Annotated in this window: 17 protein-coding genes; 11 read left to right on the forward strand and 6 right to left on the reverse strand. The window is 43.5% G+C overall.

All coding sequences use genetic code 11. From position 1 onward, the window contains the following. Positions 1–95: 95 nt before the first annotated feature. Complete coding sequence (locus RIM23_RS09220) at positions 96–578, forward strand: Crp/Fnr family transcriptional regulator (RefSeq protein WP_446366387.1); 483 nt, start codon at positions 96–98, stop codon at positions 576–578. Between the two features lie 16 nt (positions 579–594). On the opposite strand, the gene RIM23_RS09225 is transcribed toward RIM23_RS09220, so the two are convergent. Then, entirely contained in the window at positions 595–2,031 is a 1,437-nt protein-coding gene (locus RIM23_RS09225) for a TIGR03985 family CRISPR-associated protein (protein ID WP_446366389.1), read from the reverse strand. Between the two features lie 325 nt (positions 2,032–2,356). Between RIM23_RS09225 and RIM23_RS09230 the strand changes: the two genes are divergently transcribed. The 9 genes from RIM23_RS09230 (at position 2,357) to RIM23_RS09270 (ending at position 12,682) form a co-directional block, all read left to right on the forward strand. Further along, positions 2,357–3,649, forward strand: coding sequence for a Card1-like endonuclease domain-containing protein (locus RIM23_RS09230; RefSeq protein ID WP_446366391.1), 1,293 nt, complete (start codon positions 2,357–2,359; stop codon positions 3,647–3,649). 8 nt (positions 3,650–3,657) lie between these two features. After that, positions 3,658–5,331 (forward strand): Cas10/Cmr2 second palm domain-containing protein, encoded by a 1,674-nt coding sequence (locus RIM23_RS09235; protein ID WP_446366393.1) that lies wholly within the window; start codon positions 3,658–3,660, stop codon positions 5,329–5,331. Next, complete coding sequence (locus RIM23_RS09240) at positions 5,306–5,992, forward strand: RAMP superfamily CRISPR-associated protein (protein ID WP_446366395.1); 687 nt, start codon at positions 5,306–5,308, stop codon at positions 5,990–5,992. Before RIM23_RS09235 ends, RIM23_RS09240 begins: the two co-directional genes overlap by 26 nt. Then, positions 5,989–7,626, forward strand: a complete 1,638-nt coding sequence (locus tag RIM23_RS09245; protein ID WP_446366397.1) for an RAMP superfamily CRISPR-associated protein — start codon at positions 5,989–5,991, stop codon at positions 7,624–7,626. The genes RIM23_RS09240 and RIM23_RS09245 overlap by 4 nt, the downstream gene beginning before the upstream one ends. Further along, the gene (locus RIM23_RS09250; protein WP_446366399.1) at positions 7,619–9,130 is read left to right on the forward strand and encodes an RAMP superfamily CRISPR-associated protein; all 1,512 of its coding nucleotides are present in this window, start codon (positions 7,619–7,621) and stop codon (positions 9,128–9,130) included. Before RIM23_RS09245 ends, RIM23_RS09250 begins: the two co-directional genes overlap by 8 nt. Then, positions 9,123–9,704, forward strand: a complete 582-nt coding sequence (gene csx19 / locus RIM23_RS09255) for a type III-D CRISPR-associated protein Csx19 (RefSeq protein WP_446366401.1) — start codon at positions 9,123–9,125, stop codon at positions 9,702–9,704. Before RIM23_RS09250 ends, csx19 begins: the two co-directional genes overlap by 8 nt. Positions 9,705–9,775: 71 nt before the next feature. Next, positions 9,776–10,363, forward strand: coding sequence for a Uma2 family endonuclease (locus RIM23_RS09260; RefSeq protein WP_446366403.1), 588 nt, complete (start codon positions 9,776–9,778; stop codon positions 10,361–10,363). A 39-nt stretch (positions 10,364–10,402) separates the two neighbouring features. After that, positions 10,403–12,493: a TIGR03986 family type III CRISPR-associated RAMP protein gene (locus tag RIM23_RS09265; RefSeq protein WP_446366405.1), complete on the forward strand. Its 2,091-nt coding sequence runs from the start codon at positions 10,403–10,405 to the stop codon at positions 12,491–12,493. Between the two features lie 33 nt (positions 12,494–12,526). Then, complete coding sequence (locus RIM23_RS09270) at positions 12,527–12,682, forward strand: DEAD/DEAH box helicase (protein WP_446366407.1); 156 nt, start codon at positions 12,527–12,529, stop codon at positions 12,680–12,682. 10 nt (positions 12,683–12,692) lie between these two features. Here RIM23_RS09270 and RIM23_RS09275 read toward each other — a convergent pair whose 3' ends face one another. From RIM23_RS09275 to RIM23_RS09295, 5 genes are all read right to left on the reverse strand, one after another. Then, entirely contained in the window at positions 12,693–13,247 is a 555-nt protein-coding gene (locus RIM23_RS09275; protein WP_446366409.1) for a cytochrome C, read from the reverse strand. Between the two features lie 10 nt (positions 13,248–13,257). Next, entirely contained in the window at positions 13,258–14,115 is an 858-nt protein-coding gene (locus RIM23_RS09280; protein ID WP_446366411.1) for a Uma2 family endonuclease, read from the reverse strand. Positions 14,116–14,793: 678 nt separating this feature from the next. Further along, positions 14,794–15,702, reverse strand: coding sequence for an AAA family ATPase (locus tag RIM23_RS09285; protein ID WP_446366412.1), 909 nt, complete (start codon positions 15,700–15,702; stop codon positions 14,794–14,796). A 17-nt stretch (positions 15,703–15,719) separates the two neighbouring features. Beyond that, positions 15,720–16,697, reverse strand: coding sequence for a bifunctional riboflavin kinase/FAD synthetase (locus RIM23_RS09290; protein WP_446366414.1), 978 nt, complete (start codon positions 16,695–16,697; stop codon positions 15,720–15,722). 134 nt (positions 16,698–16,831) lie between these two features. Next, the gene (locus RIM23_RS09295) at positions 16,832–17,734 is read right to left on the reverse strand and encodes an MBL fold metallo-hydrolase (RefSeq protein WP_446366416.1); all 903 of its coding nucleotides are present in this window, start codon (positions 17,732–17,734) and stop codon (positions 16,832–16,834) included. Between the two features lie 772 nt (positions 17,735–18,506). Between RIM23_RS09295 and RIM23_RS09300 the strand changes: the two genes are divergently transcribed. Then, a partial coding sequence (locus tag RIM23_RS09300; protein ID WP_446366418.1) for a zinc ribbon domain-containing protein occupies positions 18,507–19,310 on the forward strand: 804 nt, incomplete at its 3' end.

Below are 19,310 nucleotides of genomic sequence, written 5' to 3' on the forward strand. Positions count from 1 at the left end.
TAAATCCTTTATTATCCGTCAATGTGGGATAAAGTAAACTAGAGCTTGGTTCAGCTATACTTAGCACCAATCCTCAGCAGCTACCCGCTAATCCCATGTTAACCAGCGTTGAGCGTTTACTTTTTGTCAGGGGCGTCCCCATTTTTCAGGAATTGCGGGACGATTTTCTGGTGCGCGTTGCTTCGGTTATGGATGAGTTATCATTCCCCAGTGACCATACGATTGTCACTCAAGGGGAAGAAGGGCGATCGCTCTATATTGTGGTATCCGGTTCTGTGCGGGTTCACATTGGCGATCGCGACTTGGCTTATCTGAGACAAGGTGCTTGTTTTGGCGAGATGTCACTCTTTGATGCTGAACCGCGTTCGGCTTCAGTGACGACGCTGGAAACTTGCGAATGTCTGATGCTGACTCAACTGCAATTGTATGACGCCATTGATGAGACCCCGGGAATTGCCATTAATATTATCCGCTTACTCTCCCGCCGCATCCGAGAACTGAATAATAAGTTGAATGCTTATGAGGTGAAACATCCAGCGTCCGATTTTAGTAAAACCAGCAGTAATTTGGCTGGCTAGTTGACTACTCATGGTGTTATAGCCCTAGAGCCTTATAGCTGTAGTAGTTCCAAGTCTCTTGGAGATCTAGAGCGATTCGTTCTCGCAATTCCCAAGGTAGCAAGACTTCTACCTCTGCACCCAAAGCTCGTAAGCGCCGGATGACGTGATAATCGTTAACCCGGTATTGAGCTTGGTAGTAGCCATCATCGGGAGAGCGATGCTGAAGAATGTCTAGCAGAGTATTTTTGTGTTTGGGGTTGGGCGTATGTTGTTTGATTAAACGGATGGCTTGCTGATAGTCAATCGGTGCAAAGGTGTGATGTAGAAACGTGCCTCGGATATAGTGTTGGTGAAAATTTTGGTTGAACCGCAGTACCATCAATGCCGATGGTTTATAGAAATCAAACCCCCACGCTTGTTTGAGTTTTGTGTGAACCGTTGTGGGTGTTGGCAGTTGGTTCTTCTCATATTTCTCCTGCAACAACTGGGGGACGCGGGGATCAGTCCAGTTTAATGGCATCAACCGCTCAGAGCAAATTCGGTCAAGGCGATAATTGTGCCAGTTGATTTCGCTATTGGGAGTGCTGCCATAGGCACATAAATATTTTGCCCGTTCCATATAATAGATGCAAACAGGATAGATAACGCATTCTTTGATTAAACCCAAATGAGCGCTGTGATAGGTCATGAGTAGGGGGTAAATTTTTCCAGAGTCCCAAATTTCCTGCAATTGTCCCTGAAGTTGATCGACCTCATCTTGCTTTTGGGTAGACTCATGGACTAAGTAATCAACGTACAAAAAAACACGATGAGTATCTTTTTGGGGTTGGGGAGAAATTTGCTCGGTTAACAACGGGATAGCGGGGTCGAGAAAACTAATCATCTCTAAGGTTTCCACCAAATAAACCTGCTCTTGAGGCGTCAGGTTACTGTCAGAGATTCGGTTTTCTGGTTGCTGAGAAATGGGCAAGACTTGGACACGGCGGTAGTTCTTGCTTCTCCCGGTTGAGTAAGGGACTCGTTGCAGCCAGTTGAGATCAACCAGTAAGTTTAAGTCACTCTGAAGGGATTTGCGAACTTGAGCAAATAGCCGTTCTTGGAGTAAGTTTTCCAGGTCATAATCAGAAATTGAGAGGTGTTGTTGTAAGGATTCTTGCCATTCATCAATGGCTATATTCAGTTCTTTGAGCCATTCTCTGGTGGTTTTCGTACAGGCGCAGTTGGGTTCATGGTGCTGGAGAATATCGTTTTGTTTCTCATCCTGGTGCGTTGGGCTGAAGAAGGCTTGACGCCAATCGGCGTAGGTGAAGCTGTCGGGTAAAGCCGTGTATCCCTGATCCCCATACAGCCAGCGCAGCCAAACCCATAATCTCACCGCCCGGGTGAGATGGTGATTTTGTGGCAAAAGTCCCTTGGCTAACTGTTGCAGGAGTTGAGGTTGGGGGGGATGGCGAAAGAATAGATCAGACATTCGTTTGGGTTTTGTCGAGTGTGGCTTATAGCCTACCAAGTATCGGAAGGGGGTGTTTCCGAAGGGGTGGCATAATTTTTGGTACAGAGGCGATCGCGCCCTCGACTCTTTCCCCTCTCAATCCCATTGTTCAAGTCTAGAGATAAGTTGGATTAGAGTGTTAAGGAGAATGGCACTGAAAAGCGTGCATTTTGGGATCGCCGAAACCCTTGATATACGGTAGGGTGGGCACTGCCCACCAGCCTGCCAGTCAGTACCATTCGTGTTAAGGAAGAGCGATCGCCTATCTCACCCCAGCAGCAACTTCATACACAGGTTAGCCACTATGAACACATCTGAGTTGGATAAGTACAAAGTCGATCATCTGTTTTTGCTCATTGGGGAAAATCCTCTACCTAACTACATTACGACGAGGATGTTGCTCAAAGATGGTGGTACTGTTTATTTAGTACACAGCACAGACACAGCGACTCAAGCAGATTGCATCAAGAGAAGGTTGGCATCTATAACTATAACTATTCAGACTATTTCGTTAGGTAACAAAGAGGCTAATTCTCATTTCATTTGGAACATAATTAAAAACAAAGTAGAAGACATAGCAAAAACCAATCCAGCTCAGAAGTTTGGTTTAAATTATACAGGCGGCACTAAAGCAATGTCTGTTCACAGTTATCGAGCCTTCTTGGATGCTTTAGGTGTTAATGATCCCATATTTAGTTATCTGGATGCTCGAAGTTTGAAAATGGTCATCGATAGGGATGATAACTCTCCTCAATCAGAACACATAAAAGAAAAAGTTAAATTAGAAGAATTATTCAAGTTACACGATTTACCTTGGAAAGAAAACAAGAAGCCCAGCGATAGACCCCTGTTACCTGATGCAGCCAAGGAGTTTCTTGATGCTTATTTGTCTGTCACTCCCAAAAATACAGATAGTATTGGAGAGCAATGGTGGAGATGGTGCAAAGAAATGCTACATCCCAAAACTAAGGATAAATATGGTTTCTGGCATGACGATACAGAGCTTATAAAAATTACGGGAATTAGTTTAGATGGAGCGCCAGAGAAAATCAAGCAAGTTTTGCAAAAGTATAAAATGTTGAATTCTAATAACGAACTCTGCTTGCAAGCATCGAAAGACAAAGGATTTAGTTCATTAAGTGATGTTGGCTCTTGGCTAAGTGGCATTTGGTTAGAGCATTATGTTCTCCGTCAAATTCAAAATATATCTGGACAGTTTCCTGATATTCACGAAAGTGCAATGTCATTTCATATTGATGATCCTGATAATACAGATGATAGATATGATAGATTTGAATTTGACGTTGCCTTCATGCGAGATTATCAACTATTTGCCTTGTCTTGTACGACTGCTCACGATAAAGCCACTTGCAAACAAAAGCTATTTGAGGCTCATTTAAGAGCAAAACAACTCGGAGGCGATGAAGCACGGGTAGCATTAGTTTGTTTGAACAACAATCCCAATCTGGTTAAACGGGACTTAGAAGCTACTGTCAGAGACAAAAAAATTGCTGTTTTTGGATGTAACGATCTTAAGCCAAATAAATTTGCAAAAAAAATAACTCAATGGATTCGTGAGAATAGTCCACAAAATTAGTATGCACCATGAGCAAATATATTGTGAGTGTAATTGATACAACGGGAATACAAACCTACATATTTGGCAGCAATCGCCTGCGGGAAAACATCGGTGCATCCTACCTAGTGGCTAAAGCAACCAATTATTGGGTTAAACAGGTTTTGTGGCAAAGGTTTGGAGATAATGTTTATATCCCAGATGGCAATCAACAAGAGAAAAGAATTGAAAATGATAATCTTGATGCTGAATTAGTCTACACCGGAGGTGGTAATGCCGTTATTCTTTTCAAAGATATAGATTGTGCCATCAGATTTACCAAAACCTTAAGCCAAAAGATATTGCGAGAAGCACCTGGTCTAAAAATTGTAGTCGCTCATAGTGAACCCTTTGAATGGGGTAATAAACTCAGCAAAACGGTTGATAGCGTAATCAAAAAACTGGAGCAAAAGAAACGCGAGTATAATCCTTCTGTACCATTACTGGGCTTAGGCGTAACAGCTAACTGTCTTTCTACTGGATTAGTCGCCGTAGATACCAGCGATCACTACAGTGTTCCTACCAGTTATCCTGTCTCCAGAGAAATCGTTGAAAAACTCCGAACAGTCGATCCAAAAAATGATGCGCCAGCCAATGAAAAGCTAATCACGACTATATTTAAAGGTGAAAGCTTGAATCTCGGTGATTACATAGTTCCTTATGATGTTGATGATTTAGGTCGCACTGAAGGGAGCAGTAGTTATATGGCTATTGTTCATGCTGATGGCAATGGTATGGGTGATCGCTTCAAAGAGTACGGGAATCAATCTCAATCAGATCGAGAGTATATCATGCGTATGCGTGACCTCTCTGAGAAAGTAAATCAAGCCGGAGTAAAAGCTCTCAAAGTTGTTGCTAATAAAGTACTTCAATTAGCACAAGGTAAATTGTTGGAACAGTTTGCAGTTACCGAAAGAGACGGAAAAAAGTATATACCCTGTCGTCCAATTGTTTATGGCGGTGATGATGTCACTTTTGTTTGTGATGGACGTTTGGGATTAACCTTAGCTGCACTCTACCTCAAAGCCTTTGAAGCGGAAACAGCAAATATTCCCGATGGCAAAAAATTAACGGCTTGTGCAGGGATTGCCATTGTCAAAACTCATTATCCATTTGCCAGAGCTTATCAATTAAGTGAGGCGTTGTGCAAAAATGCTAAAAACTTTGTGCTTGATGAAAAAAAACGATTGAGAATCTCAGATTTTTCTGCACTTGACTGGCACATCGGTGCTAGCGGGTTATTAGGCTCAATCAGCGACATTCGTAAGCGAGAATATCAAGTCCCTGAAGGCAATCTAACCATGCGACCTGTATATTTACACTCTGAGAGTGATTGGCGAAATTGGATGGATTTTTCCCAAGTTGTCCGCGAGTTGAATACTCATCCCAATTGGGTAGGTCGTCGTAATAAGGTTATTGCTTTACGGGAACAGTTACGCCAAGGTTCAGATAAAACTAAACAGTTTTTGCAAGTTTATGGTTTGCATAAGGACTATTTGCCCCGTTTTTCAGCAGCACAAACGGATGACCTTCATCAAAATGGCTGGACTGACGATCCTAGAACAAATGAGAGAATCTGTGCCTACTTTGATGCGATTGAAGCAATGGAGTTTCATGTCCCCCTAGAGGAAAAAAATCATGAAAATTTACCATCTGAAAATTAAACTCTTGAGTGACACGACCTTTGGACAAGGGGATGGAGTAGCCGGTTTAGTTGACCAGGAAGTCGAACATGATTCTAATGGATTTCCCTATTTGCGGGGACGAACTCTCAAAGGATTGTTGAGTGAGGAGTGCGACAATATAGTAGTCATGTTACCTGAAGAATGCCGCTCCCGTTGGCAAGAGACAGCTAGTCATCTGTTTGGCATTTCTGGTAGCACCCTCGAAACTATCTCTAAAATGCACGTCGGGGATGCTTGTTTACCAAAAGACTTGCGAACAGAAGTAGGACGACAACTCGACCAAGAAAGGACACGTCCTAAACATCAGAGGAAGCTAACAGAATCAGATGTTCTCTCTTCCCTGACAACGATTCGCCGCCAAACGGCTATTGACCCCAAAGACGGCGCACCTGCCGAACATAGCTTGCGGTCTAGTAGAGTTGTTCTGCGAGACTTGTGTTTTACGGCTTCCCTACTGTTTGAAGAAACTCCAACAGCAGATATGCTAGCACTTCTAGCCGTTGGTATATTGGCACTGCGGCGGGTTGGGAGTGGACGCAACCGAGGGCGGGGTCATGTATGTTGCACGCTGTATGATTCAACGGGTAAAGAAATTACTCAAAACCATCTCCGTTATTTTGAGCAGGAGACACGGGTATGAAAGCCATTACATTTTTACTGCATACTCAGCAGCCTATATTGGCGACTTCACTTCAAGGCGATCCTAACAGTGATGTATCGTATTCGTACATTCCCGGTAGCATGATTCGAGGTGTGTTAATTGGTCGATATCTCCAGCGTCACGGATTGCGAAGCACCGATGATATTTTAGATGACTCAAAATTTCCAGATGTAAGGCGATTATTCTTTGATGGCAGTACTCGTTATTTGAATGCCTATTTGTATAGCAAGGTTGAAGAAAAGCGTACTCTGCCTATACCCCGTTCCTGGTTGAAGAAAAAAGGTGCTGACTTCTCTAAGTCAGAAGAGATAATTATTTATGATTTCAGCTATGATCAACCCAACCCGAATATTTCCTACAAATCCTTAGAAGCCGAGTTTTGTACTGTCGATAATGAAGATGTTGTCCTTTACCGGGAACAACGCCGGATTAATATTCATAATCAACGCGATCGCAAAAGAGGTAGAGGTATTGAAGGAAGCGGTGCTGTCTTCCGCTACGAGGCTCTAGATGCAGGACAAACGTTTCAGGCGGTAATTCTCTGCGATGAGGCTGACGATGTAGAGAAAATTAAACCTTTACTAGAGCCAAAGGAACTATGGTTAGGGGGTTCTCAGAGTGCAGGTTACGGACAGAGCCAAGTTGATCGCGTAGAAGCACCTGAGACTTGGCACGAACTGGGGACAGAGTTCGCTGACTTTGAAGAACGGTGCGATCGCGAGATTCTACGCATTACTCTCCTGAGTGACCTGATTTTACGAGATGAATGGGGTCAGTATGTCGCCATACCACCAAAGAATTCAGGCTCGAATGAAATATCTCAAGCCATTAATCCTTTAACTGAGTTACTGGAAAAATTACTAGAGGTGAAGCTAGAACCACAATCTAGCTATACCAGTAGTCTAATCGTGGGGGGATTTAACCGAAAATGGGGATTGCCTTTACCTCAAGTGCCAGCTTTAGCAGCAGGTAGTGTTTTTGTATTCAAGCATAACGGTAAACTTAATCCTGACCGAATTATTAACCTGGAAAATCAAGGAATTGGTGAAAGGCGGGTTGATGGTTTTGGGCGAGTAGCGGTGAATTGGTTGGAAGACCATCCAAGATTTACTGCTAGATTCCTAAACTCAGAATCAGAGACTGACTGGACTGAGCCACAGCTAGAACCCAACTCCGAAGAGAGTCAAATAGCCAGACAGATGGCAAAGCGGTTGTTGGAGCAAAAGCTGGAGAGGCTACTTCTAGAGAAAGTTAATTCTACCCAGCTTAACCCCAACAAGATGACTAACAGCCAACTTTCTCGACTGATGATTGTAGCCAGACAAGCGCTGGCTGAGGAGAGTCAAAATCCAGTAATTGAACTGCTGAACAATCTTCCCAAGAACGCTGATACTCAATTTGAAACTACAAAAGTAAATGGAAAAACACTGAAAACGCTGATTTTTGAATGGTTATATAACCCAAGTAATTGGCTGGATTCAGGAAAGTTAGACGTTAGAGTTGCTAGTGAATCAGTACCATATGAACAGATCGATAGGCTGAAACTAGAATACACGCTACGCCTAATCATGGCAGTTGCCAAGCAAGCAACTAAGGAGAACAATAATGAGTAGAGAATGTGAAGGGCGACATATTGTCAAGCGGATTATTGTGTGTGGTGTGCTGGTTCTAGATACGCCCACTTGTTTAGGCAATGGTGATGCTGAAGGTCCTACGGATTTAATGCTGTTGCGTGACAGTATCAGTGCTAAAGCTTTATTGACGGGTTCATCCATTGCTGGAGCCTTACGAAATTATTTACATGAGTATAAGCGTGACTACGGCAAAAGTGAACGTCGTCAGGATATAGCAGCAAAACTATTTGGTGACTTATTTGCCTATGACGATGAAAAACATTTACCCGAACAGCAGAAGTTAGATACCAAAAAGCAAGATACGCAAAGTCCTTTAATTATTGATGATGCTCTCAGCCGTGATAGTCCTCGAATTGAGCTGCGAGATGGCGTAAAAATAGATAGTGCAACGGGGACAGCGGCTGACCAAGCCAAATATGACTTGGAATTATTATCAGCAGGAACTCAGTTTCCGCTTAACTTTGAATTGCTGATTGATCGGGAAAACGATGAGAATCAGCTAAGAGAAGCATTAGCTCTAGCCTTAGAGGGATTAAAGTCTGGTGAAATCAGCATCGGGATGAAAAAGCGGCGGGGTTTTGGTCGCTGTCATGTAGACGAATGGCAAGTCTGGGAATTTGATTTAAGACAACATCGCGATCGCGTCGCCTGGTTGAGTCTTGATCGTTCTTGGTCAAAACCCTACGCCAAGCCACCCACCACCAGCCAATCGATCGCAGCCGCACTGGGAGTCACTCCCACACAACCGGATAGGCGCGATCGCTTCTTCCTCCAAGCTACCTTTAAACTCGCCAGTCCCTTGCTCATTCGCTCAGGTCAAGACTCCACGGGTTGTGCGCCTGATGTGGTGCATTTGCGATCGCATCGAGACGGTGAACTCAAACCTGTGCTGTCTGGAACCAGTCTAGCAGGTGTTTTGCGCCATCGCGCTGAACGTATTGTTAATACCTTGAACAAGCCGGAGAAAATTGTCAATGACTTATTCGGCTTTGTGGAAAAAAACAGTAAACAAGCAAAAGCAAGTCGCCTAGTGGTACATGAAAGCGTTATCGAAAATACGGCTGACTTGGTGCAAAACCGCATTGCTATCGATCGCTTTACAGGAGGAGCATATCACGGGGCATTATTTGACGAACAACCTATATTTGGTAGTGATAAAACAATTGTCACTGTTGAACTAGAGTTGCGTAACCCGAAAGATTATGAAATAGGCTTACTTCTGCTATTACTCAAAGATTTATGGACAAGTGATTTACCTGTAGGTGGGGAAAGTAGTATTGGACGAGGAAGATTACAGGGAAAAGACGCAACATTGACCTGGCACAAATGGGATAAGGAAAAAAAAATACAGCAGAAAGAGGAATGGACAATTGTTCAAGCAGGTGAAAACAAACCTCTTGAAGTGAGTGACTATGACAGATTAGAAGAATTTGTTCAACATTTAGTCAATTATCCAACTGAGGTGGTGAAAGTTAATGAATAAACCGGATTGTCAACCTATTAAAGATACTGTAGATATTATAAATGATCCCACTTTGTACAATTGGTTAAAAGCCAAGGCAAAGCAGTATGAATTGCAATACTTATTAGCTCATGCTGAAGACGGGATAATTTGGGGACACTTTAGGGAACAAAACTATCAGCTAGTAACATCTGGAGATGATGACGTGTTTCCCCAGCTGACTAAGTTGCGTCTTTGCACCCTCCAACAATGTCGAATCTTTGGCAAAAATACTGAAGTGACGCTCTGGAAAGTGGGTCAAGACGACTGGAAAGCACGTTCCATTGAGGATAAATATCTGTCAGAAGAGGACTATATACCTGAAGACCAAATTCTTTGGGGAACTAAAGCAGAGAAGGAATCCAATGGATTTACTTTAGTGTCAGATGGTTCTCAAGGTTTAAAACACGCTGTACCTTTAAGTGGGAGTTTTAAAGGTAAAGATTCTCGACCCTTACGTTTAAAAGTACGTCATTATATTGATTATGACGAAAGTGGTGTAGCAAGAATTTATCTGAGTCGTCTGGTTGATTTATATTTTGATAGCAATACTTAGATTTTAGTTATTTGTCTCAATAGCATTGAACTCAGATTAAAATAAGAATAATTTTCATTAAGGAGCAAATTATGATTACCACTCGCGAACACCATCAAAAAATGACAGCTAAAGAATACTTAGAATGGGAAGCCAAGCAAGAATTTCGCCATGAATATATTGACGGCGAAATTTTTGCTATGACAGGGGGAACTCTTCCTCATAATGACATTGCCCTTAACTTCTACAGGACTTTATATCCTCATATCCGTCAGAGGGGCTGTCGAGTTAATGTGTCAGATGCGAAAGTTCAGGCTCGTAAAAATAGTCGCTATTTCTATCCCGATTTAGTTGTCAGTTGCGATCCTGATGATTTGAAAGCTCGCGATTTTATTCAACAGCCTACAGTTATTGTTGAGGTTCTTTCTCCAGGTACAGCCAATTACGATCGCACGAAAAAACTCAAGTATTATCGCCAGATTCCGAGTTTGCAAGAATACGTCTTAGTGGGTTCAGAAGAAATAGTAGTTGAGGTTTATCGTAGAGGAGAAGGTAAGATGTGGCTTTATTATGAGTATGAAGCTGGGGAAGCGATCGCTTTAGAAAGTATTGAGTTTGAGTGTGCGATCGACCTGCTGTATGAAGGTGTTAGCTTTGACCAAGAGTTAGAGGATAAATAGAGATTAAGTTAATTCACTGAATCATAAGGAAACTGAACTATGAATCCTAAGCATATTGATAAAATTGAAAACTCTAACAGGATAGCGATCGCACCTTACAATTTTGTGGAATTACCTGACGCAATCGTTCCAGCAGAACCTTTGCCTGACAGGAGTTGCTATCACGACTATTCGGAACATAAAATTAGTCAAGAAAATACCATTAAAATCAAACGCCATACTGGTCAAATAGATTGTACAATCACGACATCTTCGCCACTATACATACGCTGTGGCATGACACCAACTGATTTTGCTAAATTCGGCAGCAAACCTGATGATGAGTTGACGGATGCCGAAAAAGAAGAAAAGCGTAATCGACTTTCTTCGTTCTTTGAAAATCCGGCAAATTTATTGCCGACTATTCCCGGTAGCAGTATTCGAGGAATGCTTCGGACAATAATTGAAATTATCAGTTACAGCAAAATTGATAAAGTCACAGATAAAAAACTAATTTACAGAGATTTTATTCATCCTTCATTAAAAGAAGCTTATCGCGATCGTCTACTCCGAGAAGAAGGAGATAAAAAATACTCTTTTTTAATGCAAGCTGGCTATATTGTATCAGCGGGTTCTGGTTGGGCTATTCAACCAGCTAAAAAACTGGTACAAGGTGCATCTTTTGCAAAAATTGAAAAATCTCAAATTAAGCAGTTAGTACAACGACGCTGGCATGACATCTATAATGCGCGTAAAGTAACTGTTCATGTTGATCCAATAAGCTGGCATCCTCACAAAGGAGGTTTTATAGAATTGTATTATGCCAAGGCAACTCCACCTTGGGGATATCGTGATAAGTCATCGGGAGTATTAGTTAAAACAGGTGATATGCCTAAAAAAAAGATGGAGTGTGTAATTGGCTTACCTGATGAATCGGTAAAATCAATACCAATTCCTGACTCAATGCTTCAAGATTACAAAGAGCAAATCACCAAAAAACAGAAAGAGGAAATATTGGTAAATCAAGAGGGTGTTTTAAAAAATATGCATCCGGTGTTTTATTTGATGGAAGATAATAAATTGGTGTTTTTTGGACATACCATGATGTTCCGTTTACCCTATCAGAAGTCAATTCAAGAATTTATTCCTTGTTGTGAGTATAAAACTTTGTCTGACTACTCGTACAATTCACCCTTGCTAGATATAACTGATGCCATCTTTGGCTTTGCTAAAGACAAAAAACAAAAAGAAGGACAAACTAAAGCCGGACGAGTATTTGTTAGTGATGCCAAGTGCAAAAAAACGGGCGATCAAAATATCTGGCTAACGACTAATGCTAACCGAGCAATTACTCCAAAAATTTTAGCGAGTCCAAAACCTACTACGTTTCAGCATTACTTAGTACAGATTAGTGACAAGCCCGAAGAGCTAAAACATTATGCCAGCTCACCTAAAGAAACTGCAATTCGCGGTCACAAGCTGTATTGGCATCAAGGAAATGTCAAACAAAGCCAGATAGAAGAGGAGGACACAAAGGAAATTGAAAAAGCTCCTTCTCAGTATACTAATATTAAGCCGATTAAAGAAAATATATCTTTTGACTTTACTATTTGGTTTGAAAATCTCAGTGACGTTGAATTAGGTGCTTTACTCTGGCTTCTCAATCTTGCTAATAATGATGACTACCGTCTGTCATTAGGTATGGGGAAACCTCTAGGTATGGGAGCTATAAAAATTAACATTAATCGATTTTCAATAACTAACTACCAAAGGCGATATACTCAACTTTTCCAAAACCGTAAATGGGCGAGTGCAGCTTACAAAGCTGATTATATTCAAGCGGATCAACAACAATGTTTGCGAAAATTCGAGGATTATATTTGTCAACACATCGCTCCAGAATTTGAGCGTTTACAGGATGTACCGCGAATAAAAACTCTGTTGGCAATGCTGCGCTGGACTGGTGTTTCAGAAAACTCAAGTCGATATCTGGAAAATGAAAAGTATTGGGAATTTGGTAAGTTAGAAAATATGTCATTTACTCAAAATATTAATCGCTATCTACTTCAGAATTTGGATCAACTATTTGCGGCTGTTAACTATGTTTTTAATGAATGTGAACTGCAACTAAATGCCAACGTAACTGTTTGATTTCAACCTCTATCCTGTAGGTTGGGTTGGCGCATGTTACTAGGGCGGAATCTAGGGCTGAAGCCCTTACTACAAGCCGATGCGATCGCACGCCTCCTCAACCGCCAAAATGTCCTCCTTCGCGCCCCCACCGGATCTGGGAAAACCGAAACCGCGATCGCACCGTTCCGATTCGCCCAAATCCTCTAGGGCGATTTCCCTAATAAGCTGATTTACGTGCATCATCCCATTCTGGGGTTAAACGCCGATAGTCATAATCTCTTGCTCCTGGATGACAACTGATGCACCCAGCCGCCGTCAACGTCGGAGGTAAATCAACACGGGGATGAAGTGCTTTAAAATACCGTGATTCAGTTACACGATAGGGTGTTTGCTCATCTTCCCCTAAAGGACGAGAAAAGGTGCGTAAATAATTCCAGACAATGAAGATAAACGGGCGCGGAATCTGCTCTAACTTTTGCCCATAATGCTGTTCTGGTTCTAATAACAGAGTTTGCCAGGTTTGGGTTGGTAGGATTTCGGGGGGTAAAGCAACATGACAACTGCCACAGTTTTCCAAGTACAGTTTTAACCCCGTCTGATAGCGCTCTGGAATGGGATCAATGGTGTTAATTGCCACCAGTGTTTCTGAATTCGGGGGTTTGGGTGGTTCTGCTGCCTTTAAAACCCCTGCCATACCGCCACCGAGGAGGATACTCCAAACCAGTACCAGCCCAAATAAAATGACTTGCGATCGCAGATTGTATTTTGTCATTTGTCATTTGTTATTGCTCACCTTCCCAAAATGTATCAGGGTCAATTCCGGATTCCCGCAGTCGCCGAAGCAATGATTCTAACTTAGATTCTGCCTCCTCAGCTCGCTGTCGCTCTTGTTCTGCCTCAGTCAGAATCCAGTTTCCTTCAGCATCATACCAACGTAACCACAACCGTTCAATGCCTTGGAACTCACCCTGCCATAATCCCAAACCTAGCCCTAACTCCTTCATCCATACTCGCGATTCGGGTAACTTTAATTCTTGGTAACACGCCCCCTCTAGTTTAAAGACGCGGAGCTGATTAGTATAACGGCTAAAAACGATATAGTAAGGAATCCGTAAAATCTGTTCATAAACCTGCCATTTTCGCGGCGGTTTGTCCTTAGATTGAGTCTGAGTAGACTGAGACTCAAGTGCTTGTCCATTACCCTCCAGCGAACTTGGCTCATCTGGCAACCTGTCCGCTTCTAATTCCCCTAAATCTTCTTTTTCTGTCCCAGGAGACAGTAACTCCACCACGACAAACGGATTGACACCCTCTTGCCAAACGACGTAAGACAGGCGCATATCGACTTGATCATACAATCGGGGTACACCCACCACACCAAACCAATCAGGTCGTTTGTACCACAGAGCATGACGTACATCATAGTAAAGGTTCATGTCACTGGCACAAAACACCTCCGCCGCCGGATAATAGGGCGGACAGAACGTTAGGCTCAACAATTGTGCCTGCCAATCATGGAACTCATCAGGCAAACCAGGTTCCTCCGGATTTTCACTAGGCAGATCATACATCGTCGGCAAGGTTTCCCTCGGCGATTTGGGTGGATCACTTTGAGGAACAGGGTATTTCATCGGAAACATAGGTTTAGAAAATTACTGACCGGAAGTAAAGGGATTCAAGCCTCGTCCTTCTAGGACGGCTTTTTTCTTATGCTTTTGATGAAGTCTCTAACTACTTCCGACAGCATCCTATCCGTTTCCTCTGCATAGGTCTTGAGTATTTCATACTCGGTATTCGATAATCTCACTCTTAGCGTTTTGTTTCTGGACATTGTGGCAGTTAATATGCTACAGTACAAGAGTAGTCTAGCACAGGCGAAAAATTCGTGAGTATCGCCAATCAAGCAATTGATGCCTATCACGTAAAGTGATGCTAGTACATGAGGCGCGAGTAACAAGATTGAAAAACGCATGGACTCAAACGAGTGCCGATACCTCCAAAAGTGCAGCAATGCGTTAGTCATAAGGCTAAAAAATGTACCATCGGGCGGATGGGAACATGGGGAAAGAGAGGAACAGATTATAAGACACTCTCAACAAGTACCATTACGCTTGGGGAGACAAGCCCTCTGGGGTTATCTAACTTAGACTCGACGCTTAGTAGTTTTCTACGGGCTTTTGGTTTAAGGATTGCCGCAAGGATAGATAGCTGTAAGGTGTGTCCAGGAACCAAGAATCCTCGCACTTGTAGGGCGAGGAGCGTCAATATCTATTAACTTTGTAGAGACGTTCTGTCGGAACGTCTCTACCCATATCCTCTTAAGGGATTGCTACCGAACGCAATAACTGCTCAACAATCGGCTTTGCCTGTCGCCCCCCTGCTGCCATGAGACGATGGGACAGAACATGAGGTGCCAGCATCTTCACATCATCGGGAATCGCATAATTTCGCCCCTCCAAAAATGCAAAAGCTTGTGCCGCCCGTTGTAATGCCAAAGTCCCCCGTGGACTAACTCCTAACACCACGTCTTCCGCCTCACGAGATGCCCGTACCAAGTTGAGAATGTACTGCTGTAACTCCCGTTCAACTTGCACCTGCTGACAAAGACGCTGTAACTCCAAAACGTCCTCGGTTGAAATACAGGGTTTAAGATCCGAAAGCACCATCCCCCCCTGATGCAGTTGCAGCATTTGCAGTTCTTCCTCAGGCGTCGGATAACCCAAGGATAAGGATAGGGTAAACCGATCCATTTGCGCCTCTGGCAAGGGAAACGTGCCATGATACTCAATCGGATTTTGAGTGGCAATTACAAAAAAGGGTTGGGGAACGTTGCGAGATACCCCATCCACAGTAACTTGCCGTTCTTCCATCACTTCCAGTAAGGCTGACTGTGTGCGTGGGGTTGCCCGGTTAATTTCATCCGTCAGTAGAATATTGGCAAAGACTGGACCTGGGAGAAATTCAAATTCACGACTACTCGGATTCCAGATATTTGTCCCAGTTATATCCGCAGGTAAAAGGTCAGGGGTACATTGAATCCGCTGGAATCGCCCATCAATAGAACGTGCTAAGGATTTTGCCAGCAGAGTTTTACCGACTCCAGGCACATCCTCTAACAAAACGTGACCGCCACAGAGCAAAGCAACCAAGACTAAACGAATGGTATCAGCTTTACCCACAATTGTCCGAGCCAGATTTTCTTTGAGTTGCTCAATCCGTTCTCTCATTACCGCTCCCCCATTCCCTATTGCTGGGTTTCAAAAAAAGTTATCGTCGCCGCACAGTCAGCCTGAATTTGCTTCCTGAGGTCATCTAGGGAGGCAAACGTTTTTTCAGGTCGCAAAAACTGCTCTAGGCTCACTGTTATGGTTTGTCCGTATAAATCACCAGACCAATTTAGCAGGTGAATCTCAACTGTCAAGCAGGTTCCTTTGACGGTAGGACGTTCTCCAATATTCATCACCCCCCATTGGTCAGGGAATGAGGTACTACTGACGCGCACACAGTAAACCCCGTTGCGGGGTAAAAACTTGTCGGGGAACCATTCCAGATTGGCGGTGGGAAATCCCAGGGTTCTGCCTAGTTGCTGCCCTTTGACAACTTGACCCTTAATGCTGTATGGACGACCCAATAAGCGATTAGCTTTGAGGATATCTCCTGCCTCAAGGGATTGGCGAATTAAGGAACTGCTGATCCGTTCACCTTGACAGGTTTGGATGGTAACAATGCTAACCTGAACCCCATAAGTGGCTGCGATCGCCTGCAAGTCCTTCGCTGTTCCAGTCCGGCGATATCCGAAGCGAAAGTCTTCTCCGACGCTGACATGGGTGGCTCGCAATTGCTCAATTAAAATCTTGTCCACGAATTGTTCTGGACTTAATGCCGCCAATTCACGGTCAAATGGCAGCAGCACCAGTTGTTCAATGCCCAAGCGCTTTAACTGGTCTACTTTTTCAGGTTTTGGAGTCAATAGCTTCCACGGTTGACCGGAAAAAAATTCACGGGGATGGGGATAAAAGGTTGCCAAAGTCGGATAAATATGCTCTCCTTCCCGATTAACCCTCTCCTGGGGATTTATCGGTTCAGACTCATGGGGTAAAAGGCTAGAGTACTGCAAAATAGGCTGAATAACCTGTTGATGCCCTCGGTGAATGCCGTCAAAGTTTCCTAGGGCAACAGCAGTTGGTGTTAAAGCAGTGGCAAGAGAAGAAGTAACCCACACGCTTTACATTTTTACACATTCAATGAGTCGTGGCTAGATCTTGACTGATTCTTTAGGTTCAAGTTAGATTAAATACCCGGCGTCGTCTTCAAGAAGTCGGGTATCTGGTAGGAGAGATAAGGTAGGAAATGCTATTAAACAGAAGCTTTTGCCTCTTGTTGCAGGGGTACTGGCTCGGAGATAGCCGACTCCACCAGAGAAATGGACAAACCTTCACGAGCCATGACGGTATTGCGAAAGTGTTGAATGGCTTCTTCGCCAATTCGATCCAAGAAATCATCGTTGTGTAAGGGATCGTGGTGAAAAATGACCAAAGTTTTCACGTTAGCGGCTTTGGCTAACTTGATGCCTTCTTGCCAAGTCGAATGTCCCCAACCCACTTTGCTGGTTGCCGGAGAATAATATTCGGTATCCGTGTAGGTGGCGTCGTAAATCAGCACATCCACATTCTGAATCAGTTTTAAGATATTTTGATCTAAACCACTAGCTCGGTGTTCGGTATCGGTAATGTAGGCGGCTGCATGTCCCCGCCAATTCACCCGATATCCCACAGCTTCACCGGGATGGTTGAGCAGGGTATTTTCGACGGTAATCTCTCCAAGCTCAACAGTTTCGCCAACCTCCAGGTCATAGAATTGCAAATCAGCTTGCATGACTTGTAAAGGGACGGGAAAATTGGGGTGGAGCATTTGGTCAGTGAGGCGTTGCTTAATCGTGGAACCATTCGGTGCGATCGCTCCATAGATACAGAAACGATTGCTTTTGATAAACGCGGGAACAAAGAACGGAAAACCTTGAATGTGATCCCAGTGGGAGTGGGTAAAAAACAGATGAGCCTCTATTGGCAGTTGTGAGAGCATGGACTGTCCCAACACCCGCAAGCCCGTACCCCCATCAAAAATTAACCTTTCCCTACCCACTCGCATTTCCACACAAGGGGTATTCCCGCCATAGCGAACTGTTTCTGGACCCGGACAGGCAATACTTCCTCTAACGCCCCAAAAGTGAATTGTGAATCCGTTGTGCTGACTAGACATATTTTTTCCTTGCAGGCTTTTTCAGGCAGTCTGTATGTAACGTTTGATCAGGTTGATGAGGAGTCTTTTTCATCCAATTCCCACAGTCTTAACATCTCCACCGACCTGGAGTAATCATCAACCCATCCTTGAGTGGTAGGCAACCCCAAAAAACTCCCTTAGGGATTTAAATATAATAGTCATGGTGGTTTAGGAGTTTTTTGTTCAAGCTGGTTTGAACCAGTTGTTTTGATTGTGGATGGATGAGCTTAGGGGCGTCAAGTAACATTCAACGCCTGCGGAATTGACCGCCAGGGAATTTATTCGCGCTCGCGATAAATCCTTGCCTGACGTTTTCGAGTTGCTCACACCGCTCATCATTCCAGGCTCGCAAAGCAGTAATGGTTTTTTTTGAGGTAGTTGCACAAAGCGATCCAGTTACTTCTATGGTTAAGGGGTCTAGCTACTACATCTGATGCTAGGTCTTCACAGATTAGCATCAGCTTGGAGACGCTTTACCTCTGGTTATACCTACTGTTTTCCACAGCCTAACAAGTTTGGCTAAACTCTGTCTGGCATTTGCGGCAACACCAATATGTGATTTTGATCACTTTTTAGTTACTTTGTGCAGACATTCCGGCAAAGAAAGCTAAAATTAAACTAAAATGCCATTCTTCCCCCCACTCGTTTTGAGGAGGGGGAGGAATGGCGGGACAGCTTAGGTACGGAGCAGTCCAAGCACTTGTGTTTGTTTCACGACAATGCTATTATAAACTCACTTCGTGAAACAAGTATGTTGCAAACCCTAACCGCCAAATTAAAACTAGAAGTCACCCAGGAGCAAAAAGAACAGCTCCGGGTGACTTCTTTGGCGTACAGGGACGCCCTAAATTACACGTCTGCTGTTGCCTTTGATATGGGCAAAACCTACAACGGCACCAAAATCCAGAAGGAAGTTTATTATAGGTTGCGAGAGCAATTTAAGCTTCCATCACAAATGGCTTGCAACGTTCCTCGTCAAGTTGGGGCAACATACAAGTCATTGCGGACAAAGATAAAACAGAATGAGGAGGCGATTAAGGCAGGTCGTACTAAGAAGCGATATAAAGGCTTAGATAAACCACCTAAATACGTTTCTCGTACCTGCACATTGAACTATCAGCGTGACTACTCATTTGTCAAAGACCAGAAAGTAAGTGTGATCACACTGGATGGTCGAATCAAGGTAAATTACCAATGCTACTCCAAGCATTTGGAAATGATTAGCTCTGGAGTAGCCAAAATTGGAGCAGCAAAACTTGTAACAGTTGGTACGCTAATTGGACTAGAGAATCTGACCCACATTCGAGAACGGACAAGACCCAAAAAAACAGGGAAGAAAGCGTCGAAGAAGCAGCGTCGAGCCAACAGTAACAAGGCTCGTTGGTCCTTTGCCGAATTGCACGGCTTCATTGACTACAAAGCTGTGTTGTCTGGAAGTTTAGCTGTGAAAGTAGATGCTCATTACACCTCTCAGGCTTGTCCGCATTGCGGTCACACATCTAAAGAAAATAGACCTAACAAGGGTCTAACTTTTGTGTGTCAGCAGTGTGGATAT

The organism is Coleofasciculus sp. G3-WIS-01 (assembly GCF_040223135.1).
Classification (GTDB): Bacteria; Cyanobacteriota; Cyanobacteriia; order Cyanobacteriales; family Coleofasciculaceae; genus Coleofasciculus.